Origin of the sequence: Roseimarinus sediminis, from assembly GCF_050433125.1 — a bacterium.
Lineage (GTDB): Bacteria > Bacteroidota > Bacteroidia > Bacteroidales > Prolixibacteraceae > Roseimarinus > Roseimarinus sediminis.
Window position 1 is genome coordinate 330,507 of record NZ_JBNPXV010000002.1, and the last position, 26,841, is coordinate 357,347.

At 47.1% G+C, this 26,841-nt stretch carries 13 protein-coding genes; all 13 read right to left on the minus strand.

What is annotated here, in order from left to right:
* Positions 1–22 precede the first annotated feature (22 nt).
* The gene (locus FHS86_RS04295) at positions 23–1,345 is read right to left on the minus strand and encodes a rhamnogalacturonan acetylesterase (RefSeq protein ID WP_429411501.1); all 1,323 of its coding nucleotides are present in this window, start codon (positions 1,343–1,345) and stop codon (positions 23–25) included.
* 35 nt (positions 1,346–1,380) lie between these two features.
* Positions 1,381–2,844, minus strand: coding sequence for a sialate O-acetylesterase (locus FHS86_RS04300; RefSeq protein ID WP_429411503.1), 1,464 nt, complete (start codon positions 2,842–2,844; stop codon positions 1,381–1,383).
* Positions 2,845–2,901: 57 nt separating this feature from the next.
* Positions 2,902–3,858, minus strand: a complete 957-nt coding sequence (locus tag FHS86_RS04305) for a glycoside hydrolase family 43 protein (protein ID WP_429411505.1) — start codon at positions 3,856–3,858, stop codon at positions 2,902–2,904.
* Between the two features lie 39 nt (positions 3,859–3,897).
* Complete coding sequence (locus FHS86_RS04310; RefSeq protein ID WP_429411507.1) at positions 3,898–5,031, minus strand: glycoside hydrolase family 88/105 protein; 1,134 nt, start codon at positions 5,029–5,031, stop codon at positions 3,898–3,900.
* Between the two features lie 29 nt (positions 5,032–5,060).
* Complete coding sequence (gene rhaM / locus FHS86_RS04315) at positions 5,061–5,375, minus strand: L-rhamnose mutarotase (RefSeq protein WP_429411509.1); 315 nt, start codon at positions 5,373–5,375, stop codon at positions 5,061–5,063.
* Between the two features lie 93 nt (positions 5,376–5,468).
* Positions 5,469–8,216, minus strand: coding sequence for a glycosyl hydrolase (locus FHS86_RS04320; RefSeq protein ID WP_429411511.1), 2,748 nt, complete (start codon positions 8,214–8,216; stop codon positions 5,469–5,471).
* Positions 8,217–8,226: 10 nt separating this feature from the next.
* The gene (locus FHS86_RS04325; RefSeq protein WP_429411513.1) at positions 8,227–9,639 is read right to left on the minus strand and encodes a glycoside hydrolase family 28 protein; all 1,413 of its coding nucleotides are present in this window, start codon (positions 9,637–9,639) and stop codon (positions 8,227–8,229) included.
* A gap of 85 nt (positions 9,640–9,724) precedes the next feature.
* On the minus strand, positions 9,725–11,143 hold the full coding sequence (locus FHS86_RS04330; protein ID WP_429411515.1) for a glycoside hydrolase family 28 protein: 1,419 nt from the start codon (positions 11,141–11,143) through the stop codon (positions 9,725–9,727).
* Between the two features lie 21 nt (positions 11,144–11,164).
* A complete protein-coding gene (locus FHS86_RS04335) occupies positions 11,165–13,996 on the minus strand; it encodes a glycoside hydrolase family 2 TIM barrel-domain containing protein (RefSeq protein WP_429411517.1) in 2,832 nt (943 codons plus the stop codon).
* Between the two features lie 198 nt (positions 13,997–14,194).
* A complete protein-coding gene (locus FHS86_RS04340; RefSeq protein WP_429411519.1) occupies positions 14,195–16,684 on the minus strand; it encodes a hypothetical protein in 2,490 nt (829 codons plus the stop codon).
* Positions 16,671–19,286 carry a rhamnogalacturonan lyase family protein gene (locus FHS86_RS04345; RefSeq protein WP_429411521.1) on the minus strand — a complete coding sequence of 872 codons (2,616 nt, stop codon included), beginning with the start codon at positions 19,284–19,286 and terminating at the stop codon, positions 16,671–16,673. The genes FHS86_RS04340 and FHS86_RS04345 overlap by 14 nt, the downstream gene beginning before the upstream one ends.
* Positions 19,287–19,316: 30 nt before the next feature.
* Positions 19,317–23,825, minus strand: a complete 4,509-nt coding sequence (locus FHS86_RS04350) for a rhamnogalacturonan lyase family protein (protein ID WP_429411523.1) — start codon at positions 23,823–23,825, stop codon at positions 19,317–19,319.
* A gap of 197 nt (positions 23,826–24,022) precedes the next feature.
* Positions 24,023–26,809, minus strand: coding sequence for a T9SS type A sorting domain-containing protein (locus FHS86_RS04355; protein ID WP_429411525.1), 2,787 nt, complete (start codon positions 26,807–26,809; stop codon positions 24,023–24,025).
* Positions 26,810–26,841: the final 32 nt, after the last annotated feature.

The following is a 26,841-nucleotide window of genomic DNA, read 5'->3' on the forward strand; positions in this document are numbered from 1 at the left end:
ATTGTTTCTTTTTAGTTTGCAACTAGTTTCCTTCAGGTTTAATACTAACAAAACGCGGACTCATCACCAGGTTCCAATCGCTGAACGATGAAGGATTTTCGGGTTGATAAGGTGCTTTGAAATTAGTGATATGCCGGCTGATCTCCAAATCGAGATCGATCACTCCCTGAAGCACCAGTTGTGCTATTTCGTGGGCGCCAAAGGTATTAAAGTGGGTATTGTCGGCCAGTTCTTTCTCCTGTGAAGGAAAGGTGTTGGCAGCGTAGTGTACAAAGGCTTTCTTTGAAGCTTCGGGTCCCCAGGCTTCATAAAGCCGCTTTGTTTGGGCATTCAAATCGATCAGTGGTACATTGAGCTCAGCGGCCACTTTACGCATGGCAGCTGGGTATTCGCCGTGGGTCAGTTCAATTTGTCCTTCACTGTTGAATGAACGGCGTTGGGTGGGGGTTAAAAGCACAGGAATGCCACCTGCTTCGCGGGCCCGGGTAACAAATTCGGTGAGCAGGTCGGTAAACGACAGCCAGGGGCCAATGCCTTCGCCCTTTCGTTTTTGATCGTTGTGTCCAAATTCAATGAAGAGGTAATCGCCCGGTTTCATCAGGCTTAGCACCTTGTCGAGGCGACCGGCTCCTTTGAACGAGGCCAATGATTCACCCGATTCGGCATAGTTGGCAATGGCTACTTTCTCGTCGAAATAGGGAGTGATCATTTGTCCCCACGAAGCCCAGGGGGCACAATCCTGATCGGTTACGGTTGAATTTCCTGCAAGGAAAATGGTGGTATAATTTTGAGCCGGTGTAATGGCGATGGAACGGATGGCGACATTTTCACCCGAAAACTCAAGGCTCAACCGCTTGTCCCAGTTCATGTAGTTCAATTCGCGCGCCTTCAGTTTGATCGATCGTTCTTTATCAATTTGGGGCGAACGCACATTGACCAGAAAGCTTTTGGTGCAAACATCTCCGGCTTTGAGTTCATGGTTGAACAGCATCAGCCGCCGGGCTTCGGCTTTTACACTTGTTTGCGATGGCTTTTTGGGATGACCAAAGGTGAGGTCGACCCGGTAAGTACCTTCGGGTAGCTTCACTGAGAAATAAAAGGGAACTTCGGCTGTGCAAAAACCAACAGACTTTCTGAAGGCTTTTTTATGTTGAATGATCTCTACTTCTTCCTTGTTGTTGAGATCGAAACCATAGGACAGGTCATTGCTGTAGAAGTTGGTTTTGTCGATCAGCACAGCATCTTTGTCGTATCGTTGCCCGAAATTAAAAAGGTGCGTTTGGGCCTTTCCGGGCAGGAAGCTGATTAGCAGAAAAAGGAGCAAAATACTTGTTAGGCTTTTCATTCGTTGTATTGTTATGTTTTGAAGGCTTGCTTGATTTAGTTTTTATTCATGGGCCAGTTATCGGTTCTGAAGGGGATGGCAGGCAGTCCGGCCCCGTTGAAAAAATTGGGGCGGGCTTCTTCGTGCCAGGCAAAACGCACGGCTACCGGATTTTCAACTTCAGGGCTGCTGACAAGCACTTTGTTGTTCTTCACAAATGCCCGGGCAGGCACAAAGTTTCGGTCGCTGCCTGCAATGGTGAACCAGGTGAGTGAATAGCCGTTTTTGGCCATCAGTCCGCCCTTGCTGTGTTCGAAACTCAAGATGACTTTGTTCTTTTTAATTTTCAGCTTTTTAAACTGTGGACCGGAGTAAACCAGGTTTTTCTGTTGGTAGTCTTTTGCCAGGGCGAGTAAAGCCAATCGTTTTCCCACATCGAGTTTATTGCGCGGGTGGATGTCGCTCAAATCATCCACGAGGTCGGTGGTGACCACCATGCCGGTATTGGGTATTTGCAGGCAGCGGGTTTGGGCTTCCCAAAGCAGTGGTAGCTCGTCGGGAGAGTTGACCCGTTCGGAGCGGTCTTTGAAGTAGCGGTAAGGTGCAATCTGCACATAGTAGAAGGGCATCTCATCGTTGTGCCAGGCATTGCGCCAACCGTAAATCAGCGCTTTCATCCGGTCTTCATAAGCCAGTCCGTTGTTCACGTCCATCAGGTTCGATTCACCCTGGTACCAGATACAGCCTTTAATGGTAAAATTGGTCAGGGGGGCAATCATTCCGTTGTACAAAAGGGTGGGGGCATGCTTTTCAACTTTTAGCGGCTGTTGAACCAGTTGGTAAATTGAATCGAGCGAAGGGAGCATTTTAAAGCCTTCAACCGGAGTCCAGGGCTCAATGCGCGTGCCACCCCAGCTGGCATCGATCAGACCGATGGGAATGCCCAGTTCCTGATGCAGCGATCTGCCAAAGAAATACGCTGCTGCCGAAAAGCGAAGACTGTCAACCGAGTGCGACGAACAGGCTTCCCAGTTGGCACTGACATCGTTTTGCAGATGCAATGAATTGCTCCTGGGAACTTTAAACAGTCTGATATGAGGATGGTTGGCTGTGGCGATTTCCTGTTCGTGATCAAACACCGGTTGCTGGCCCGCTTGTTGACCAATGGGCTTTTCCATGTTCGACTGGCCTGAACAAAGCCACACCTCACCCAGTAGCACATTATTGATTACGATGGTGTTTTCTCCTTCGAGGGTGATGGAATAAGGTCCGCCTGCCGCAGGTGTTTTTAGCACGACATTCCAGAGGCTGTCGGTTCCGGCAATGGTACTTACAGCCTGCTGGTTCCAGTCCGGCGTAACCGTTAGCTGTTCTCCCGGTTGGGCTTTACCCCAGATGTTTACTTTGCTGTTTTGTTGAAGAACCATGTTATCGCCTACCAGTGCCGGTAGCGTAATGGCAGAAAGCAAAGGGCTGGTCAATAATACCAGCCCGATGATGATGAATAATTTTTTTTGCACAACTTTTCGTTTTTTGACCAGGGTTGGTCGTTGTATTCATTTTTGTGACCTAAATGATCATTGCATTTCCAGATCTGCTATTAACTTTTCAAAAAACTTTTTGTCAACGGTAAACGCTGTTCCATGCCTTGTTCCCTGAGGAAAACTGATTGAATCGGACACATCTTCCCAGGTTTCCATATCACTCGAGCGCACTGCACCATAACGGTGGTTGCGGTACTTGTCGAAATATACGTAAACATAGTTGCCCACTTTCAGAGGTGTTGGTCCTTCGGCCCAGTAGTCGCCCGTAATGGGTTCTGATACTTCGGTGGGATAGGGACCTGTTGCCGACGAAGAGCGGGTTATTCGAATGTTCTTTTCCGGCGGATTGGGATTTTCATTCTTTACAAACATGATAAATTCGTGTTTGTGCTCAAGAATGGTGGCATCGATGACACTGAAATCGGGGTTGAAAAACAGGTAGGTCGGTTCAAAGTTTTTAAAGTCCTTTGTTTTAGTGGCATACATTCTGTGATTCAATCCTTTTTCGCGTTCCGATTCGGCTACTTCGGAATGCCGTCCCGGGATGGTGGTAGCCCAGAAAATAAAGTATTCACCGGCGGCTTCGTCATAAAAGACTTCGGGAGCCCAGCTGTTTTTGGCTTCGGGTTCATGCTCCATTACCGGGATGATTTGCTGTTCAGACCAGTGAATGAGGTCATCACTGGATGCATAGCCAATGTGCTGATCCCACCAGCCGGTAGTCCACACCATGTGAAAGCGTCCGTCGGGGCCCTGAATGATACAGGGGTCGCGCATCAGTTTGTCCTTTCCTATTTCGGGCTGAAGCAGCGATTCGCCTTTGTTGAGTGCTTCCCATTTCAAGCCATCCTCACTCCAGGCCAGATGCAATCCGTCTTGTCCATTTCCTGTAAAGTAGGAGAAAAGGTATACCTTTTCGCTGGTCGAAGAGCTGCAGCCCATCATGATGAACATGATGAGCAGCAGCATCGCTATTCTTGTATTTTTCATAACTGTCAGCTTTTGCTTGATGTGTACCAATTTTTGGGCTTATTTTTTCAGCAGGTACATTTCCTTACCAGCCAGCAGAAAAGCGCCCAGGGCATAATCCTCAAAATCGGGTACACTGTCGTAGGTTACCGGTTGTCCGTCTTTGGGCTCTTTACCTGTACTTTGCACATAGCCGAGAAAGCCGTTGGAGTGCAAACAGTCGTTAATCATGGCATCCCATGCTTTTTCCACAACGGGCAGGTATTTCTTTTCGGACAGTATGCCGTTGTTGATTCCCCAGGCCATGCCGTATACGAACATGGCAGTACCACTGAGTTCCTTGCCACCGTAATGGTTGGGATCATGCAGACTTACATTCCATAAACCGTCTTCACGCTGCACTTTGATCAGCGCTTTGGACATGGCTTTGAAGTCTTTTTTGTATTGCTTGTAATGGGGGCCATTTTCGGGCATAAACTCCATGACACGGGCCAGTGCCATAATCACCCAGCCATTTCCGCGCGACCAGTATGAATCTTCGCCGTTGGGTTCGGTGTAGGGTGGATCGAAGTCGGCATCGCGCCACCATAGTTTGTCTTTGGGATTGTACAAACCATTGTCGCCATGCTCGTTGCGGGTGTACATGTACATTTCGTACATTTTTTCGAAGTACTTTTCATCGTCATATAAAACTCCTAACTGGGCGTAAATGGGCATGGCCATCTGAATGGCGTCGATCCACCACCAGTCGTCGTTTTGTTCTCCGGCCACCACGTTGTCGATGCATTCCTTGATATTGGCAATGCGCCCGGGCTGCGGGTCAATCTGGTAAAGCTGTATGTAAGTCTGACCGGCGCACTGATCGTCGGCATTGCGGGTATCATTTCCGCTTCGGAAACCCCATTTGTGAAATTCACCCCAGTCGACCGCATACTGATAATAGGCAGCATCGGGATCGATCTCGTAAAGCCCCATCAATCCTTCGTAATATACTGCACGAGTCCAGATGTTACTGGGACGCTCCCGGTTGGTGATGATGGTTTTCCCCACATCGGGCCATTTTTTCATGAAATAACTGTTGGCCAGCCTCATGTTTTCGAGTATTGCAGCTGCTTCGTCGCTGGTCTGGGCTTTCGCTCCGGCCATGGTTCCCAGTAAAAGGATCAGTAGTAATAAACGCTTGAATAAGATCATCGTGTGAATTTATTTAGTTGTTATGAATATCAGGGCAAATAAAAAACCTCGTCAAGATCGATGGCCACTGGTGAATTGTCGGCGTGGGTATCCATGATGTCGGCCATGTAAGCCCACCATTTCTTTACAATTTCGGTGTGAGGAAGTTCATCCGAAGTATGTTGCTCGTCGAGTTTTTGAGTAGCAAACAGGATGCCGGTTTCACGATCGAGATAAATGGCATAGTCGCTTACCCCGGCAGCTTTTAATTGTGCCGATAATTCGGGCCAGATTTCGTCGTGACGTTTTTTGTATTCAGCTTCGAAGCCTGGCTTCAGCTTCATTTTAAATGCTTTTCGTATCATGTTGTATGTTTTGAATCTGTTTGTAAAAATAAGAATTATTGAAAGGCCGCTGAAGCGAATACTTCAAAACTGAGGCCTTTCTTTTTTACTGTTTTACTGTAAGGGAACCAGCCTTGGCTGCGAGCACAAACCCGATGGTGTGCTTGCCCATACTGTTGCATCAAACTTCTGATAATGAATATTTACCATGTTGATTTCGTAAAACTTCTTCCATTCCTTACCACTTCGTTCGAGTGCGCGGAGCCGGTTGGCTGCCAGGTTGGTTACTTCTATTTCAAGTTTGTTATCGCCTTCGTTAAGTAATTCCGAAATCTCGATGGAGTAGGGATGTGCAAAACAGGTGCCGGCATATTCACCGTTGATGTAAACACGCGCACTTTCGCGCACGTCGCCCAGGTCGAGCCGCCAGCGGCCGCTCTCACTGGCAGGCAAATCAAAGCTTGTTGTATAGCGTGCCGTTCCTGAGAAATCTTCGTATGCAGCTCCCAGATTGGTCCACGAGCTTAATTCGTCGATTTGAACACTTGCTGGCAACGAAGGTCCACCATCGATGAACTCGATGTTCCAGCTGTTGTTGATGACCAGGGGAGTGCCTTCGCTGTAGTATTTCCAGGGTTCCATTTCAAGTTCTTCCGAAATGGCATGCATGAAAATGGTTTCGCCGGGCATTAACTGCAGCAGTACTTCAATACCATTTTCATCGGGCTTCATTTTAGCAAGGCCGGTTTTTTGTGTAAGCGGATCCATGAGCAGGGCCGAAACTCCCGGGGCGTTGAAATGCACATATTCGTCGATGGTTTTGCTGCTATGGTTGGCAATGAAATAGATTTTATCACCGTTGAGCTGCTTGCGGATTATTTTCAAACCATGGCTTGATGCGTTTTCTCCCTTTACATCATTTTGTTCGAGCCATGCAATCAATGAGCCATTTCCGTTGGATAAGTTCTTATAGCTTTTCAAAGTTTTTTGCATTGCGCTTTCGCGCTTCTCAACATTAAATAAACCGGGAACCGTTTCCGGAAGTCCCTTGAATAGGATGGAGGCCCCTTTTTGCTTCAGCTTCAGCAACTGGTTCAGTGTGGCTTCGGGCATCGACCAGGTGTCGGGAACGATCAGGGTTTTGTAGCTGGTTCCTTCGGCTGTTTTTATCATTCCGTTTTCGATGGTCGAATTCATTAAAAAAGTATCGGAAATGAAGTCGAAGCCAATACCGTTGTCATCCAATTCGGTGGCAATTTTGTAGAACGAAGTGGGGGTGAGCCATTCATCAATTGTATGTATGTTGAGCATGTGCAGTAAACGTTCAGGTTGCGGAGCGGCATAGGCATCGTGAACCGGGAAGTAGAGTAAAACTTCATTGTCGGTTTTTGCCTTTTGAAGCACTGACTGGCACCTGGCAATGTAATCAAACAGGTAGGGCGTATCTTTCCAGATGGTATTGGTAGGGTTGAAGTTAACCGAGGCGTAAAATTTCCATCCCGGCCATTCTTCATCTTTGGGTGAGAAGGTCGATCCATGAAGAAAAATATGGTTCACACCGCTTAGGAAGAGGTCGTCGGCTACTGGTTTGGCATGCGAAAGCGCCGTTTTGAAATGTTCGCGCAGCCAGGTAAACGATTCGGACGAAACAATTTCCTTGCCTTGCAGGTGAGCTGCCGATGAGGCAAATTTCAGCATCATTTTGTTCGAATCGCCATGCCTTACATTGTTGGTGTCGCGGCGGTAGCCGGGAATGTCGTATTTGGGTGAGCCGAATACCTCGCATTCGGGAATGTCGGCCGCGGCATACAAGTCGATGAGATTACCCGGTGAACCATGGGCCTGGTACTTGGTGATGAAGGTATTGTCGTGGCTCCATCTGCTCCAGTTGCGGGCAAAGTTTTCGAGCAGCATGTCGCCCATGGTTTCGCGGTAATCGGTCAACAGGCGGCGATAGCTTTCGGTGTCGGGTTTTTCGTCGAGCAAGGGGATGTGTTGAAGCAAGTCGTACTGGCGACGTTTTTTAAATTCTTCGAGAAAGGCCGGTGAATAATCGGCGCCATACACTTCGTAGCTGTCGTTGAAAATGCCCCTCATTTTGTTTTTAAGCGGAGCAAGTGCTTCGGTAAAGGGCTGACTGTAGTCGTTGAATGCCTCAGCCGAAAGATGGTCGAGTGTATAGCCGGCACCACCCGGGGCCGAACGTTTTACCTGCTGTCTGGTTTTGGCACAGAAGATGGCGTAAATATGGCTTGTTTCGGAAGGAACGTATTTCAACAGACCTTCTTTTAGTAAAGGTGTCAGATCGGTCATTTCGCCATTCTTTTCAAAAACAAGGACATTTTGAAGCACTGCCAATCCCTTTTGTTTGGGATCGTTAATATTTATTTCCTTTTCAAAGAGCTTGTCGGCTTCAACCGGATACTTTTGAATGCTTATTTTACCGGCTGCAAATTCGGGTTCGACCATGGGGCCACCAAAGGGCCAGCCCGTACCCATTACCATGTCGACCTGCATGCTGAGTCGTTCGGCTTCGTTCACCGTGTGTTCGAGCATTTCAATCCATTGGGGCGAAAGGAAATCAATGAACTGTTCTTCGTAGCCCCTAACTCCGTAAATGGGTGTAATTTCAACACCTCCGATGCCGGCAGCCGCAAAGGCTTCCAGTTCGGCCGTGATGCTTTCCTTATCGACGGCAGAACCCATCCACCACCAACGGGCCCATGTTTTTTGCTGACTTGTAATTTCAGGCCATTCACCATAAGCATTGCTGTTGTGGTCGGTGCATCCTGTACTCACGGCTAATAAAACCAGTAAGCCGAAGGCCCATTTTTGCAGGGATTTAGTATTAAGTCGAATCATGATAGCAGGTTTATTGGTTGATCCATTGAATGTTCTTTGCGTTTTCTTCAGTTACTGCCTCGTTCGAGAGTGCGTCAATTTTTACCTGGTCGAAGGTCCAGTTGGCCACATGGTTGATGTAGCCGGGGCGCTTGCATTCGATGCTTGTATTGATGATTTCGAAGCCGGTAATTTTTGATTCCTCGAGCCCGGCTACTTCGATTGCCGAACCGGCACGGGTGGCTTTTATGTTTTCAATTTTGAAATTGCGGAAAGTGGGGATTCCATCCTTCTTTTTAACTTTTCCCGCTAAGGTTTTCCAGTGCTCGGGTACCTCTTTGAGTCCCGGAGGCAGCTTGCTGTAGCTGTATTTTGGAAACCAGTTGAGTGTTCCGCGTATGGGCACAAACACATCGTCCATCACAAGGTCGTGAATGTACACATCTTCGATGGTGCCGCCGCGGGTTTTGGCCGATTTGAGCCTGATTCCGTACAAGGTGCCCGTTGCTTCGAGATGGTAGGCTTCGATGTGGCGGATGCTGCCCGAAGTTTCGCTGCCGAAGGTTATCAAACCATGACCGGCACGTGCAACGCAGTCGCGAATGACCACATACTCGGTAGGCCGGTTCACCCTTAAGCCATCGGCATCTTTGCCCGCTTTCAGACAGAAATTATCATCGTTGCAGTCGATGTCGCAGTTTTGAACCAATATGCGCGACGATGAGTCGATGTCGACCCCGTCGGAGCTGGGACCGTGCCCGCCAATGTTGTTACGAATAATGAGGCCGTCGACCGTTACATTTTCGGAATAGAGCAGGTGGACGGTCCAGAAACCAGGTTCTTCCAAACGAAGATCCTTCAGTGTTATATTTTTCGAATCGGAAACCAGAATTAGCCTGGGACGCTGGCAGTCGTAATCGAGCGCCCAGCGTAGCCCGTTGTTGTCGTAATCGGGAAACATGTTCCAGAATTTGTCCCAGAAATATTTTCCTTCACCATCGATGGTACCGGTTCCGGTAATGGCTGCATTTTGGGTATCGATGATGTTCACCAGTGCTGCCGGCCATTTCATTTCAATACCGGCAATGCGGGTATCGATGATGGGATAAACTTCTTCGCTGGGGATGCCCTTTAAAGTCACTTCCTTATCGATGCGCAGGTTGACATTCTCTTTTACAAAAATGGATCCCGAAGGGTAGGTGCCCGGTTTGAAATAGACGATACCGCCACCATTTTTGTGGCACGCATCGATGCTTTGCTGAATGAAAGGAGCCCAGTTACTGATTTCTTTCTCATTTTCAGCAAAATCGTTCACACAGTAGGTTTCGCTTTTATCGGGAAAGCTTTTGGCTCCAACCGTATTGTGCCAGTCGGGATGAGTTGAGGCTCGGCTGGTGAAGCTGGTGCTTATTATCAGTAAAAGGTTCAGGAAAAAGTATTTCATGTTTTCTTATTTTAATGATTGTTTCCGTCAATGATCCTGCCAGTATCGGACCGGGTGTGGCTGGAGTTTGCTGTATAGGTAAATTTTACAACTTGCTTTTGATGATTTTCATGTCAATGTTGTTTTCAAACTCCACAGCAGTGTTGCTTTTACTGGTAATGTTGAAATTTTTCAGTGTCCAGTTTTTGGTATATTTCACATGGCCGGGGAGTTCGCTTTCGATGTGGATGTCTTCCCATACAAAGTTTTCAATATAGGAATCCTTAACGCCCGATACGTACATGGCCAGTTCTGAACCTTTGGCAACAACATTTTTAATGTGCACATCCCTGAAAACAGGAATGGCTTTGTCGGCGGGTACTTCCTCGAGCATCACTTTCCAGTGAGGGGGTATGGTATCGCTCTCCTTGTTCAGCTTTGCATAGCTGTACGAGGGATTCCAGTTCAGTGTCACCTCAACCGGTACCCGTACGTTGTGGGTTTCGATGTTGTAAATGTTGATATGACTCAGGCCACCGCCACGGGTGAGTGCCGATTTTAGCCGGATGGCGCAGTTGGTATTGTTGGCCTGCAGGTCGTACACCTCAACGTGGTTGATTCCTCCTGATGTTTCACTTCCAAAGGTGATTAATCCGCCACCCCGGCGTGAAATACAGTTGCGAATAACCACATACTCAGTAGGACGGTTTACGCGCAATCCGTCGGCATCGCGCCCCGATTTAAGGCAGATGTTATCATCGTTGCAGTCGATGTCGCAGTTTTGAATCAGAATTTTCGACGAGGAATCGATGTCGACACCATCGGTCGAAGGGCCGTGTCCGCCAATGTTGTTGTTAATGGTTAGTCCGTCGACTGTTACCTGATCGGAATAAAGCACATGAACAGTCCAAAAACCACTCTGCAGCATGGTCAAATCGCTGATGGTAATATTTTTTGAATTGGAAACCAGCACGGTACGTACCCTTTTGCAGTCATAGTCAGATGCCCAGCGCAATCCTTTGGGCGTGTATTCTTCACGAAGTTGCCAGTAACGTTCCCAGTGGTAGCGCCCCTGTCCGTGTATGGTTCCTTTGCCTGTAAGCGCAGCATTTTGCTGGTCGATGATGTTGACAATGGCAGCCGGCCAAACCATTTCGATGCCCGCCACACGGGTGTCGATGTCGGGATAATATTCAAGTCCAATCACACCACGCAGTTCTACGTTTTCGCCAATGTGCAGGTTGACATTGCTTTTTACAAACAGGGATCCGGTAAGATACATCCCCGGCTCAAACACCACAGTGCCTCCTCCTGCAACTGAACACGAATCGATGGCCTGCTGGATGGCTTGGGTCGATAAGATAAGACCACCACGATTGGCTCCGAATTGGTTGACACTTAAGGTGAGTCCTTTATCGGGAAACGATTGTGCACCAACATCTTTTGTCCAGTCGTTGTTGGCTGTTTGGGCTATAAAAGGCAATAATAATAAAACTGTTATTGCGTAAGTTCTTAATTTCTTCATTCCTTTCAATTCAAAAGTTTGTTACTTGTTTGTGAAATCGAACCAAATATTCATCAATATTCCTTCGTCTCCTTTTTTGATACGTATGCTCGATGGTTCACTGTTGGGTCCCATCTGGCTGGTAGGTTTAAAAGCACGAATCGAATTGATCTCGTATAAGAAGGAGAGATCACCTGCCGGAAAATGGGGCAACGAACGTCGTAAGGTTCCTGCTGGTTCAACCGGCGTAAAAAGCCGTAAGAACAGGTTGTTGTTTTCGGATGCAAAGGTCATCGGCACATTGTTTTTTGTGCCAATGCTGGCCCAGTAAGTATTGGCATGGTAACCTTTGAATTCGGGGTAAACAAGGTTTTTAAAGTCTTCACCGGTGATGGTATTGTTGTAATCTTTCTGCCAGAGATTGTAGGTGGTTCCTTTCATTCGGTTTTTGTAAACGCGGTAGGGGCCTTTACCAAACCAGGTAATGTCGGTCGACTGATCTTCGGGGAAGCTGAAGGTGATGCCCCACACATCGATTTTATCGGCAACATAACCGCCGTCGAAACCGCCGTCGTTGGTGGCTTTGTTGAGGCTAACCATGTCCATTTTTACTTTTCCGTCGGGGTACATTTCCCAGCGGATGGAGTCGATCCCACCTTTGTACCAGGCAGTGAATACTGCATTATTGCCTTCATTACGGCTTTCAAAACGATCGTATTCAGCTTTCATTCCAATGGCAACAGGACCATTATTGAAGGGGAGCTCGCCTTTCGGAGTGAGCACCTTTTCGATCATACCTGTTGAAGTGCTAAACGAAAAACTGGTTCCGGCAGCACTGAGTGTGAGTAAGCCATTTTCCTCGGAATGCGATGCTTTGCCACTTGTATTGCTGTACATTCCGTCTTTTCGTGCAAGGAACTGTGCTGCCGTGCGTACGGGCCAGGTCCAGGTGTAAATTTCTTTACCAAAAGGATCGGTGGCGCTTATTGATAATACATCGCCATCGAAAAAGTTAGCGGGCAAAGCCATTTTTACCTTGCGTGTTTCGCCGGGTAAAATCGAAGGCAATTCAATGCTGCCCTCGGCAATGGTTCGAACCTGTGTGTCTTCCCATGGTCCGGGTATGGTGGTGAGCTGATAGCTCATTTTACACTGGTTGAGGTTGGTATACAGGTAGGTGTTGCTGATTAAGAATTCGCCCTTGAACGACGGAGTAATCATAAGTGGCTCAAACTGAATGGGTGCCCATACTTCCTTGATGGTGAAGAAGCTGCCTTCTTTTTCCCGGAAAGGACCCACAATTCCGTCGGGAGCATGTTGCCCGTCAGAATCGATCGAATCGTTCAGATCGGTACGTATGACTGCATCGTCGTTATAAGCCCAGAGGAAGCCACCGGCAAAGAGCGGAGAACTGGTCCATTTGGCCCAGAAATCGTCGAGACCGGCACCATGTCCTTCGTCGTAAAGCCCATGCAGAAATTCAGTGGGCATAAATATTTTTTCGCCATTGTTAAAGCGGTGTACACCGGTCTGGTATTGCGGGTAATGGTGGGTATCGATGTCGTCGAAGTCGGCCCAGCCATGAATTACGTCCCGCTTTTGCGGATCGAGTGCTTCAAACAAAGGGTCGATGTCGTAGTTCCATCCACCTTCGTTTCCATTGCTCCAGAGAATAACGCTTGGGTGGTTTACGTCGCGGTCGATCATTTCCCTGACCAGTTTTGTTCCTATTTCAGTGCCATAGGCATTTTGCCAGCCGGCCAGTTCATCAACAAAGAATAGTCCCAATGAGTCGCAGGCATCCAGAAAGTGCTTGTCGGGCGGGTAGTGTGCGCGTACGGCATTCATGTTCATCTCTTTGATGAGCTTTACATCCATCACCGATATTTCTTTGTTGGTGCAACGTCCGCCTTCGGGCCAGAAGGTATGACGGTTAACCCCCTTCAATACTACTTTGGTGCCGTTAACATAAATTCCGTCCTGTGGTCGTACCTCAACGGTTCGGAAGCCAATGCGTTCGTTAATGACATGAATTTTTCTGCTTTTGCTGATGAGTTCAACCGTGAGTGTGTAAAGGTTGGGCGTTTCGGGAGTCCAGGGTTTTACACCTTCCCATTTAGCCGAAATAAGTGCTGTATTTGCATTTTTCTCGATGTGTGTTTCAAATACAGGGAATTTTTTTCCCTTGTCGTCGGTGATGTAGGAGCGAAGCGAAGCATTGTTGCTGATGTTTTCGAGCTCAAGGTGTCCTGTAAACGAACCATCGGCTTTCGGATCGACCTTGATTTGCGCGATATGACTTTCGGGCAAAACTTCTAAAAACACCGGCCGGTAAATCCCGCCAAAGAGCCACCAGTCGGCCATGCGTTCGGCAGCATTGACAAGGCGGTCGGCTGAGTGTTTCGAAACATGTACTTCGAGCAGATTTTCTTCACCCACTTTCAGTTTATCTGTAATATCATACTTAAAGCGATAAAAACCGCCCTGATGGATGTCGCCCGCCTGAATGCCGTTAATCAGCACCCTGGTGTCGGTCATAACCCCTTCAAAAACAATATTTACCACTTTGTTCTTCCAGTCTTCGGGAACATCAAAAGTCGTTTTGTAGTGACCGGTTTCGTCGCTGGGACTTTTACCTCGCTGTTTGTACCAGCGTCCGTAAGTGTATTCGCCAAAACCCTGTAGTTCCCACTGCGATGGGACCCCGATTTTTGACCACGTTTTGCTGTTGGCTCCGTCGGAACAGTAAAAATCCCATTCAACAGTAGACCCCAAACCGGTACCTGATAAGTAAACGATGTTAGTTTCCTGTGCTTTGCTGAAAAACACAAAGACCGAAATCAGGAAGGATAGAAGTAAAAATTTTCTGAACATGAGTTATTCTTGTTTAGTATTTTGCCACTTACATTGATATGCAAATATTAGTATAAATCGACATTGCAAGGGGTAATATTGTACAGCATACACCCGACAAACTGGTTTATTCTGGTGCTGTAGGATATGCTGTTTACAGTTTTCCCCGTGCAATGTTTGGCTGTTTATTACTTGTTTCATTTTTTCAATCAATTTGTTTCAATTTTTACCATTATACAATTTATGAATGAAAGCCGCCTTCCCATCGGGCGAGATTCCTTCGAGCGAAATTTTCACTGTGGCTGGCCTGTTTGCATTATAAAATGAAACCCTGGCAATTCCGTTTTCGTCGGTATTAATTACCGGTGCCCACAACAAGGTGGTACGTCGGTCGTTTTGATTAAGCTGCTGCTTGTTTTCGTATTTTGGTGAATAAAACTTTCGGCTTTCATAATAGCCGCGTACTTTGTGTAACAGCTCCCCTGAACTGTAGTCATCGTAATTGGAAAGTCGTTTTGTGTATACTGCGATAACGCCACCTTTTTGAGCCAGGCTGTTGTGGGGCCACATAATCAGGCTGCTTGGTTCATATACCACCTCAATTCTTTCTACTACATCCATGGGCAGGTTCTCAATAGTGAGCTGATCTACTTCCATCCCATCGAGCAAAAACATGGGACTTGACTGCTCCCGCGGATTGCTTAAACCTTTGATATAGACTGTCTGTCCATCGTAAAAAACTCTGGAAATACTTCGGCTTAAAAAGTACAGCGGGCCAGGATAGGAAAGGTCGTTTTCGTCGGTGATGACGGCCATGTCGGCCTTGGGGTAAGGACGCAAATGACTGTCGTTGATGTCGATGTCGTCGACTATTTTTTTAACAAGAATATCCTCAAGCAGAATTTCATATTTCCATGGATGATTTTCCTTGTCATCGCTGTAACGTTTTGAAGCTTGCTGTTGGTATTTTTCAATTTTTTCGGGGCGGGGAAGATCAAAATCGTTGAACGAAATAAGTGGCACTGGTGGCATGAAAGTATTCACCTTTACGCTTTGCTTTCTGTTTCTTTTTTCGGGAACAGCAAAGGCAATTTCGGTCGAATCGGGCAAAACCAGTCCTGTAAGAACAAATTCACCCTTGTCATCAGTGGTGATACTATCGTGAAAGAGTTGCTCTTTTTGCTTCATCGACAGGGTAAGCAGCGTATTTTTAAGTGTTTTTCTGAACAGATCCTGTGTTGCGCTGCCTGTCATGGTGATACCATATTGCTTTTTGACTGCAATCTCGGTTGTTGAAGCAACTAGTTCATTCCAGGTGTAATCGCTCCAGCCCTGGGTAAGCATCAGCAGGTCGAGATGGTCGGCAGCCGCTTTGTTGCTTTCATCGAAGTAATAGCCCGGTGCTTCGATGTGCCCCTTCAAATCGGATTCAAGCATAAGCGAAGTGAAAATGTTTAGTGGATACCCGGAAAGTGAAGGTGAAAGCTGTCCGTCGGTTACTGAAAGTGAAAGGTTTGCATTCTTTACCGGACTCCCGTCGCTGTAGCTTGCTTTTATTTCGATGTTGGCTTGCTCAAAAGGAAGGAGGGTTTCCTTGTCGCACTTTAAGTCCAAGTGTACTTTGTCATTCTTGACAATAAAAACCAGTCGGTCGCGCAGTGGAAGCCGCATGCTGTCGAGCAGGGTAATCTGGTTGATGCCCATGGGCAGCTTGCTGTGTGCCACCTTGTGACTAAGGTATGGGCGGTTGACCCAAATCGAAGTTGAATAATGAAGCATGCCCCTTGAGCTGATCAAAAGGTAGTATTTTGCCGGCTCAACTTCCATGGTGTTGGATTTCAGTCGGATGTTGAGCATGCTGTCGCTGTTGCTTATGGTCATGAGCAGCAAGTCGGTGGCCGCGGGAAGCGGGTAACGCTGTTCGTAACCATCAATTTCAGCATAATAGCTTTTGCCCTTTTCAGGTTTGAAGGTCACTTTTCCCATTCCCCGGTGACTGCTGGCAAAACCGGTAAGCTTATTGCCTGTGCTGTCGTAAATTGAACCCTCGATGTCAATTCCATTTCCCTGGGCATCGAGTGCTTTGAAAGCAATATTATTGCTGATACCGCTGGTCATTTTTCCACCTTCGGGCAGGAACTGTAAATCGATGTGCGCTATTTTACTAACGATTTCATTGGTTTCAGTGCGATTAATGATGCTGTCGAAATGGCTTTGATAGTCGCTTGCCTGCTCTAAAACCGGGGTGATGAGTATGCTTTTTTGAAAAAGAAAGGCAGCAGGGAAATTGCTTTGATAAGCGGTGTAAGCACGTAAATTGTATTTTCCGGGTTTTAGCCTGTACTGATGAAGAATGAAGTCGCCGTAAGAACTTCCTTCGACTACAGCCAGCATATTGCGTGCAGCTAAATTGCTGTTTTGATCGTATAATTCGACATACAAATTTCGCAATGGCGCAGGGTCGGGAGTTAAAGTGTGAGCATTAAGTAGGTAGGCTTTGAACCAGATGGTGTCGTTTTGGGCATAAATTTCCCTGTCGGTATGAAGGTAAATTTTCTCGACAGGATTTGAACGAAGGAAGTCAATGTTGGGTTGATAGTTGTTGCTGCTTCTGTTTTGCGACGAAGTGTACAATGAAAAAAAAAGCAGCACCAGGACAAAACTTATTTGTCCTGGTCTGCTTGTCAATATTTTGTTAATAATTTTCATTGTTTCGGATGATTAACTTTTCACCGAACGATTCTCCATCGATCGTCAGAACCAACAGGTAGATACCCGAAGGGTGATTTGAAGTGTCGATGTTTATGGAATTTAATCCGGCTGCTTGCGATGTCTTTTCAAAGAGCTGAACCCTTTTACCGGTAAAATCATAAAGTTGTGCCGATACTTCCTGCCTGCTTTTAAGCCGGTATTCGATGCTTACATTGGTACTGGCAGGGTTTGGGTACACCTTCATCGACTGATGGTTTAGGACTGAAGTTGCTTCTTTTGAGCTCAGTATATCACGTACTGCAACAAAATACATTGGGTAATCCGATGAAGCCTCGACCGTGTTGGGACCTAAAATCACCGTATCGCCAGCAAAAACTTCTTTTTCATACAAAGCCATTTCGTGTGCAGGGGTGGTGATGCCCGATACGGTGATGGTTTCATCTTTGCGTTCAAAGCCAGCCAGCCATGCGGGAGGTGTTGTGCTTGCTGAAAAGAAAACAGCAATAAAGCCGTTCTCGGTAAGTTCAAATCTGGCCAGCGTATCTCCTTTGTTCCAGGCGTTCGACTTGGTCGAAGAGGTAATCCATTCGCTGCCCTGCCATCTTGTAGGAAAATCGGATGCCTTGATGGTTTTATTGGCGTAAACCGAGGTTTCGGTGTTGAGATCAAATTTTACCTGCCAGTCGGATGCATTTAAAAGGTCGTTAACCATCAGGTTTTTGATCATTTCACCTGTTCCGCGGTAATAACCCGACAGCATTTTAACTGCTGGTTTGCTTAGCGGGAAATCCATGTCCGAAGCAAGGTAATAGCCGGGATGGGGTGGTTGGTTGTACGATGAATTTTGCCAGGAGATGGCCGCACGGTAAACGGGGTCGTGCATCAGGGTGTACAAGCGGTGTTCGGTTTCCATGGTGGTGGTAAATACTCTGAGCGATTGACTGTTGTCGTTGCGAAGAATGAGCTCTTCCCGCCAGTCGCCAAACAGGTCGGCCTGCAGGGTGGGTGTTGCCTTTGATCCATTGTTCGAACTGGTTCCATTTCCTGTTAAGAGGCGTGTGCTGCGGTTGAATTTAATGCTCCACTTATCGATGCGATTGCTGTTCATCAGCTCGCGGCTCAAATCGCCATCCCACCAAATTACAAAGTTGATTGCATTGGGAATTGCACCGGCATAATTGCCGTCTAAATTGTACAAGCCCAGACCACCTGAACCCCAGTAATGAAAACCGGGAACTTCGGGGTCGAGTTCGGCGGCACAGCCACGCCCGGTATCATCGCCGCCGTTGTAACGCCATATTCTTTCTCCGCTATCGGCATAGCGAACCGAAATTCCATAAGGAGAATTTTCGTGACACATGAAAACCATGGGCCTGGGATCGTTTTTCTTCATGTAGGTAACATGGGCGGCATCGCCGTGCCCCAAGCCTGATGAATTCAGTCCTTCGCCGGTTCCGGAAATGACTGCTGCACCGGTAACCAGGTCCTGCCGTCCATCGCCGTTGGCATCGATTACATGGATGCCATGATTACCCTGTCCGTAATACGAGCCATTACCCGAAGCGTTGGAGTCGAAGGTCCAGGCACGGCTTAGTTCACCGTTGCGCCAGTTCCATGCGGCCATGGTCAGACGGGTGTAATAACCCCGCTGAAATACGGCCGAAGGTTTTTCACCATCGACATAGGCGACTGCTGCGTTGTATCGGTCGAGACGGTTTCCGTAGTCATCGCCCCACGATGAAACGTTCCCTCGCACAGGCCAGTAGGAGGTAGTGGCCAGTTCTTCGCCTGTTTCTCCATCGAATACGGTAAGGAACTCGGGCCCCGAAAGAATGTATCCCCACGGATTGCGGTATTCTTTGCTATGATCGGTGTTGGCAGCTGGTCCCCTGCTAAGGTAATTGCCACTGGCATCTTTGGTTCCAGGGGCTGTTTTGCACATGATTTCGGCCTTTCCGTTGCCATCGAAATCGAAGACCAGAAACTGTGTGTAATGTGCGCCGGCCCTGATGTTGGGGCCTAGGTCGATGCGCCACAGGTGTTCACCATCGAGGGTGTAGCCATCGAGCAATACATTGTCGGTGGTGCCACCCTGAGAGTTGTCTTTTGCATTGTCGGGATCCCATTTGAGCACAATGTCGTATTCTCCATCGCCATTCAAATCACCGGTACTGGCATCGTTGGGATAGTAAGTTCCTCCGTGCTGCCCTTTACCCGGCCTGTTCAGGGGAATGTCAAAATAACCGGCATTTTCACCTTCGTTGTCGTTGATGATTCGCGCCATTTCTTGATTCTCCTGTTCAACTCCGTTGATAAGGGCTTTTACAAAATAACGGCTGTTTTGAGGGGCATTGGCATCAAAATAGGAGGTGGTGCCTGTTATCGGATTGTCGTTAATTTTGCTTGTGTTACGGTAAATATTGAAACCGGTATTAAAATCTTCGTCACTCAGTAAACGCCACGACACCAGATAACCATCGCCTTTTTTTGCTGCAATGGCTCCTCTGTCGAGCCGTTCAACCTGCTTTTGTGCAAGAAGCTGTGGTCCGAAGATGCCGGATAATATGAGTGCTGTAAGTACAAAAAATAATTTCTTCATCACTTTCTTCTCCTGAGTTCTGTTAAAGAATTATTGCTTAATAATTTTATGCTTGTAAATCGTATTGTCTGTTTTGATTTCCACGAAATAGATGCCGGCATGGAATGCCGAGACATCGATATAGTGTGGCTTATTGCCTGAAAGTTGCCTGCTTGTAAGCGTTTTGCCACTTAGGTCGCTAATAATCAGTTCAACATTGTTTGCCTCCTTGTTTTCAATTATCAGCACATCGCTCACCGGGTTAGGATACATTTTGACGGACGATTGTTTGATGGACAGGGCCGAGGTGGCTTTGGCTACTTTAATCAGGCCTTTGCTTTCGAGTTCCGACAAGTCCCACACCAGTCCCTCGCCGGGTGTTTCTGGAGAAATGACGTCGAAACTTCCCGAAATGTTTTCACTTTTAAAAAGGGTGAATTCATTTCCTTCGGCAAATTCGCGGGTAGTGGAATTGATAATTTCCAGTTTTCCACCCAACTGAACGGAGCCTGCTACCACATAATCGATGTAATTAAACAGCGGGTTGGCTTTTACTTCAAGCTTTGAGCCATTGTTGAATTTCAATATTTTGTTGATGGTCATAAATCGTCCGGTGCTTGCCGAACCAGGAGCCAGCGTTCCCAGAAAATCGACCGAAACATTGCCTCCAATGATGCCTTCACCGCTAAGCTTTGCTCCGCTTTTGACCGAAACGTTTCCGTTGCCGGTAGCACTGCCCGATGTGTTCTCCACTTTCAGAACGCCATGGTTGATGATTGTTCCGCCAGTGTAGGTATTGTTGTTGGTAAGGGTGAAGGTGCCACTACCCACTTTGGTAAGGCTCCCGGCGTTGATGGTTCCATTGAATTCAGAATCGATGTCTTTCGAACCAATCCGGTAGTTCTCGCTGCCGGTAAGTGATCCGTTGCCTGCCAGGGCTCCCAGTATCAAAGTGGTGCCTTTGTCGTTGTAGGTGTATAAATTGGAGTTGACAATCAGCAGTGCATTTGGTAAACCATTGCTGTTGTTTATTCTTAAATCGGCACTGCTTCCGGTGGCACTGCAATTCAAAGTACCTTCAAATTGGCTCATATCTCCATTCAGATCGGTGCGAACAAAAGGAATATGCATGTTGAGGGTGCCGGCTCCTGTAAGTTTTCCGGTATAGTAGCCCCTGCTGTCCATCCAGATGTCGGCTGTTTTTCCTTCGGGAACATCAATGTTCCAGCTTAGGGTGCTGTACGAACCGCTGTTGTCGTTGCAGCGAAGCGTTCCTCCTTCGAGCGAAATGGTTTTGCCCGGGTTGGTATTGTCGTTTAACAGGCTAATACTTCCTTCTTTCAAAATGGTAAGCGAATGGGTATTATTGCCGGCCAGAACAAGATTCCCTGCTCCGGTTTTAGTCAGCACACCGCCGGTGATCCTTTCATTCCACTGAAGGTTTTGTGTATTTCGGAGGGTGGCTCCATGGGTCCCGATCTTTAAAGCACGATCGGTTTTATTTTCACCTGTAACAGCCAGCGTTGCCCCGTCGATTTCAAATAAATCGGGATTATTGCTCATAGGCCCAATTGCTCCTGTTTCCTGAGCGTTGGGCAGTTTTTGAAGCAAGAGCGTACCTTCTTGTAACAACACCTTGCCGGTAAAATCGTTGTTGTTGGCAATGTAGAGTACTCCGCTACCTGTTTTCGTAAGCGTGGCATTGCCTGCAATGGTTCCGTTTCCGGTGAAAGTATAATTCTCGCTTGCATTGACCAATATCGATGATGGCGTAACCTCACTGTTGATATTCACTGATTTGCTAAGCGCATTGTCGTTGAAAACGACTGCATCCTGATCGACAAAAATATCGGGCGTACCGTTGTTAACAAAGTTTTCGGTGAGCGATAAATCCCATTCGCTGCCGGTTTTGTCGCCCTTCCACTCGATGGTGCTTGCGGCACGAACGGCTTTTATTTCGAGATATAGCTTGCCATCGTTCAGTTTTAATTTTGAAGGAGTGCCCGAAATGCCTTCTACCACAATGGTTTCAATATCGCCATTTACTTCGCCGTTGATCTCGGCCAGCAGGTAGTCGCCGGCTTCCAGTTTTTCTTCTCCTTCATTAAAATGTGGCTTAATATTGAAGACTACCTTGTTGTCGAAAGTGAAAGCACCATCGATGATTAAGCTGTCGTTCATTGATGAAGTGGGTGAATACAGGTCGAAAACCAGACTGGAACCTTCTTCCATGCTCAGGCTGTTGCCGATGGTTAATGTGGCACTTGAGTCGGCCGGGCCGGTCTCAAGGATGGATCCATAGCGCATGCTTACCCCGTTCCCGAGTTGACCTGCCGCATTGAGCTCAGCAAAGTGTTTCAGCACGATGGGACTGTTTTCAAGTGTTCCATTGATAATGATATTTCCAGCCCATACTTCAGTTGTTCCGGTGAAGTTATGGTGGCCATTGATGGTAAGTGTTCCAACACCCTGTTTTACCAGCAGCATTTCGCCCGAAAGTTTTCCTTCGGAAGCTTCGAGGGTATAAGCGCCTTCTGAATTAACACTTACAACTTTGGGGGCTACATCGGCGCTGATGTTAACAGTAAGATCGCTACCGGCTGAGATGTCGAAAAGTACATGTTGCCCATCGGTAAAGAGGGTGTCCTTACCGTCGGATTTCCAATTGGCAGCACTTTTATCCCAGTTTCCCTGGCCCGAATATACCAGTCGTTTATTGCTTATTGCCGGTGGTGGCGGGCTGGTGATCCCTTCGGCTTCGCCCAGGAAGTAGCTAACATGTGGCGGCTGGTTGTAGCCGCACATTTGCCAGCATACAGCCTGACGGTACTGATGATCGTGCATCAGTGTATAATTGCGGTAGCTGGTCGGATCGGTGGTGGTATAAATGCGGATGGCCGTATTGGCCTCGTTGCGCCATACCACTTCTTCGCGCCAGTCGCCAAAAAGATCGGCCTGCAGCGAAGGGGTTCCCTTGGTATAGTTGTTTGAAATGGCCCCTTTGGCAACGAAAATATTGCCTTTACCAAATTTTGAGATAGAACCGGTGCCATAACCACTTGCTGTTGAAAAATTGGTATGATCGAGCAATTCATCGAGTAAATCGCCATCCCAGAAAATTCTGTAATTAACCGATCCGCCTGCATCAATTCTTTCAAGGGAGGAAGCAGAAAAAGAGTAATTACTTCCCCATAGCTCTGCCCCTTTGTAATCATCGCTGATATTGGCAGCCATACAACGCCCGCAGTCGCGACCGAGTACATCGTGAATAAGAATCTCACCGGTGGCACCATCGTACAATATGGTGCCATACATGGGTGAATTTTCGAGGCATTTCCATATTTCAGTTCCTTTTCGGAAAGGATCGAGGTCGCCTACATGCAATGCATCGCCATGGCCCATTCGGGTTGAATAAAGGCCTTTCCCGTCGTCGTCGACGGTCATGGAGCCCCATACAATTTCATCGCGGCCGTCACCATCGACATCGGCAATGGTGTAGTTGTGGTTTCCCTGTCCGTAGTATGGATCGCTGGTGTCGGTTGCTTTCCACTCCCAACGCAGCTGAAGTTTTTTGTTCACCACATCGTAAGTGCGCATCACCGTTCTGGTATATATTCCACGACCAATGAAAAGGCTGGGTTTTTGCCCATCGAGATAGGGGGCACCAAAGAAATATTTACTGGCGCGGTGGCCATAGGCTTTGTTTGGATTCTCAGGCCACCACCAGCCTGAGCTGATGCGGGGAATAAAATTGACCCGGTCGAGTTCGCTTCCTGTCTCACCATCGATGAGCGAGAGAAACTCGGGGCCGGCATTCATGTATTGCATGTTGGCGGTGGTGCCAACCGAATAGCGGTAGTTGGTTCGTCCGTCGTTGTCGGTATCGCCAATCTGGGTGCCGTCGCCAAAAATGGTTCCTTCCGAGCTGCGCATAAACACTTCGGCCTTTCCGTCTTCATCAAAGTCGAAAGCAGCAATGTTGATTTCTACATCGGGGAGTATGTTGGGGCCGACGTTGATTTCCCAAAGGAAGGTTCCGTCCTGCTTGTAAGCTTCAAAATAAGAGTAGTTGGTATTGTCTTCATTCCAACCTTTGGCTATGCGTTTTACGATGATTTCATATGCGCCGTCGCCATCAAGATCGGCTGTGGTGGCATCGTTAATTTCGTAAATTGAGGTATTTCGTGTTTTGAGGATAATTTCCTTGTATTGTTTCTGAAGCGGGGTAACAGCGGGGGAGGGTGACTGCTCTGTCCCGTTTGCGATGGCCCTTACGGTGTAACTGGAGGCAAGTGTTCCCTGCGTATCGGTATAGTTGGACACTTCGAGCGGGAGCTCATTCAGCTTCTCACCATCGCGGTAGAGGTTGTAGGTGGTTCCGTACCATTCGGAACCCGGAATTCGCCAGCTGACAAAAACACCGTTGTCGGTTTTAACAGCTACCAAACCACGGTCGAGGGTTTCCATTTTGCGCTGGGCAACACCATCATTAATTGAAAAGATAAAAAGTAATGCCAGCAGGGCAGAGCTTAAAAGGATGGATAAATTTTTACTGTTCATTTTATTTTGTGATTTCGTATGGCTCATTATCATTTGAAGGGACAAGTAGATAGCTTGGTAAATGAACGTTGATATTTAGAAATAGTTTAAATAAAAAGGCTGCCCGGATAAGGATGCTGAAAATGAAACCTGTTCATTTTAATACAATTACCTATCGCAGACAGCCTCTTCTGAATTAATTATTGTTGGTCATGAATTTATTTTACAAGCAGACGGTTGTAAAGCGCTTCATTTCCTGATTGTACCTTCACAATGTAGGCACCTTTTTCATTGAAATGAATGGTCTGAAGACCACCTTGTGTAAATTCCTTCACGTAAACTGAAGCACCAGCCAGATTAATGATTTCAACCTTGTATTTGCTGTCGAAATTGGTGTTAATATGGAAGGTACCTGTAGTTGGGTTCGGGAACAACTTCAGGTTCATGTTCAAAGCTTCGACACTTGATGGTCCGTATTCGATGTTTACCTTGTTACTGTACAGGGTGTATGAATTGCCTTCGGCATCCTGTACCTCAGCAAAGTAATACAGTGTGTAATTACCAGGATTGCTCAGATAAGTTGCGTATGAAAGATCGCTAACTCCTGTTTCCTCAACATTTCCATCGGCATCTTCAAGCAGCCACATACCGGCCAGGAAGACTACTTCTTCGGGAATATTAACAGTAACTGTTTCGGTCATTTCGCCATTGGCAATTACCTGGTCGTCGGCAGGTGAAACGGAAAGGTCAACCACATTGATTTGCTTCATGTTGGTGGTTTGAACGTTTTCCGAAGTAACTGCTACAACAAAGTAAGTACCTGCTGTGGCAAACATAGGAGCGTAAGTAGGAGCATCTACTGCAGCTGGTTCGAATGAATTCCAGGGTCCGCTAACATTTTCGGCCCATTTCCATTCCCAACTGGTAACCCCGTCAACATTTACCAAACCAATTGCTGTTGCAACGGGAGTATTGGGTGTTGTGAAGTCTAAAGCTGCATTGTCGAGAGCAAAAGCGTTGGTGTTACGGGCAGTTACTACAGTAATTGAATCAGTAGCATCGAAAGTAGCGTAAGGTTCGAAACCTTCTTCAGGACAAACAATTTTTGCAGAGTTGATCCAAACGCTTACATCGGCCATTACATCGCCATCGTAAATAATTTTACCATTGTCTTTAATATAGGTAACACTTTCGAGGGTGTCGGCAACAACACGCCAGGGAAGAACCTGACAATGTAAAACAGCATTGTCTTCAACTGAAACGTTACCGCCATTGCCTTTTCCGTCTTCATAAAGCAATTCTTTTGCCACGAAATACGATGAACCTGAAAGCTTCAGCAGACCCATGTTGGTCATACGGAAATAGGAAGTGGTAACATAGGTACCTGAAATTACATTCATTACACCACCTTTAACTTCCTGCCATGATCCTCTGATATTCAGCGTGTCATCACCAAAATCGAAAGTGGCTTCTGAGCCCGGATCGATACCGAAAGTATAAACGGTATCATTCACTTCTGATTTCCATACCGGATAATTTGGAACAACACCATTGATGGTATCAAGACCTGCCACATAGAAATTGTTTTTCGATGGATTGGCAACCGGGTTCCAGTTGGCCGGATCCATGGCATCGGTTGAGACAAGACCTGACCAGGTAAGACCTTTTCCTGTTGAAGAGGCACTTTCGACATTGTAGAGTAGTTCCACACTGGCGTGCGTACCGCCGTCGATTACCGCTTCAACAATTACATACATATTTCCTTCAGTATCGAACGAAGGCTGGAAAGACGCTTCGGTAGCTGCCGGATCGAATGATTGATAAGGGCCACCGGGTACGGCTGAATATTTCCACTCGATAGATGTGGGAGTTGAAGTAAACTGAGCAGTCATGGTGGTACCCAGTTCACCTACGCGAACTACCTGGAAAGGAAATTCGGCCGGAGCAAACGAAATGGCGTCGGATACAATAAAGAATTCGGCTTCATTGGCAGTTGCAACGCCATCAACCAGACATGATACAAAGAAAGTACCCGAAGAGGCGAAGCTGGGAGCAAATTGGGCCGTGTTACCGCCGGCAAACGAAGTATATGTTTCTTCTCCTGCCTTACGATATCTCCACTCAAAAGTAGTGGCATTGGCTACTGCATCGGTATTAATTAAATGCAGGGTATCGGTAGTTACCTCATTATTTTTTAATACCTGACGTTCGGAATTCTCGATGCCAATGTAGCTTTTAGGTACGGCAGTAAATACAGTGATGTTGCTTACGGCATCGTATGCACGGGCGATTGAATATTCGCTTCCGCCATTGATCCAGTTTTCAGAAATAGGAGTGTAATTACCTGTAACGGTTAATTTACCGTCGCCGGTGATTAATACCTGTCCATCTTCGTAACCATCGTACTCTCTGAAGAACGATTCATACAAGTAAACTTCACCTCCGGTAATGTAGATTTTACCTGCACCGCCATCGTTTTTGCCATTACTCATGGCCAGGTTGTTGAATTGGGCTCTTCCACCTTCAACACGCAACCAGGCATTGGCAAAATCCATACGGGGTGAATTGGTTCTGGTAAAGCTGAAAGTACCGCTTTTTACCTGTACACCGGTAAAACCGTATTTGATTTTTGGTCGGTACGAGAAAGTAGCAGTGTCTTCCATCATAATTACAAGCCTCGACTGATAGGCATCGTCGGAAGCACCGGCAATGGTTAAGTCGTTTACATCGATGTTGTCACCACCACTTACTTCAACAACGAAGGGCTGAGCACCAGGGTTGGCAGCAGTATCGGGCATTGGAATTGTAAGAATATTGCCAACGGGAGAACCTGCCGGATCCCAGTTGTCTTCGATGATGAAATTGTTGCTTGTAGCGCCGGTCCAGGTCATTTCAACCTGGGCATTCGCAAGATTAGCAAAAGCCACCAAACCTACAACGAGGGCGAAGCTTTGCCAAAGTTTACGGGTTTTACTTCCCGAATTAAAAAGGAAAAAGTTTCTCATAATTTCAAAATTTAGATTATTAAAGATTCGTT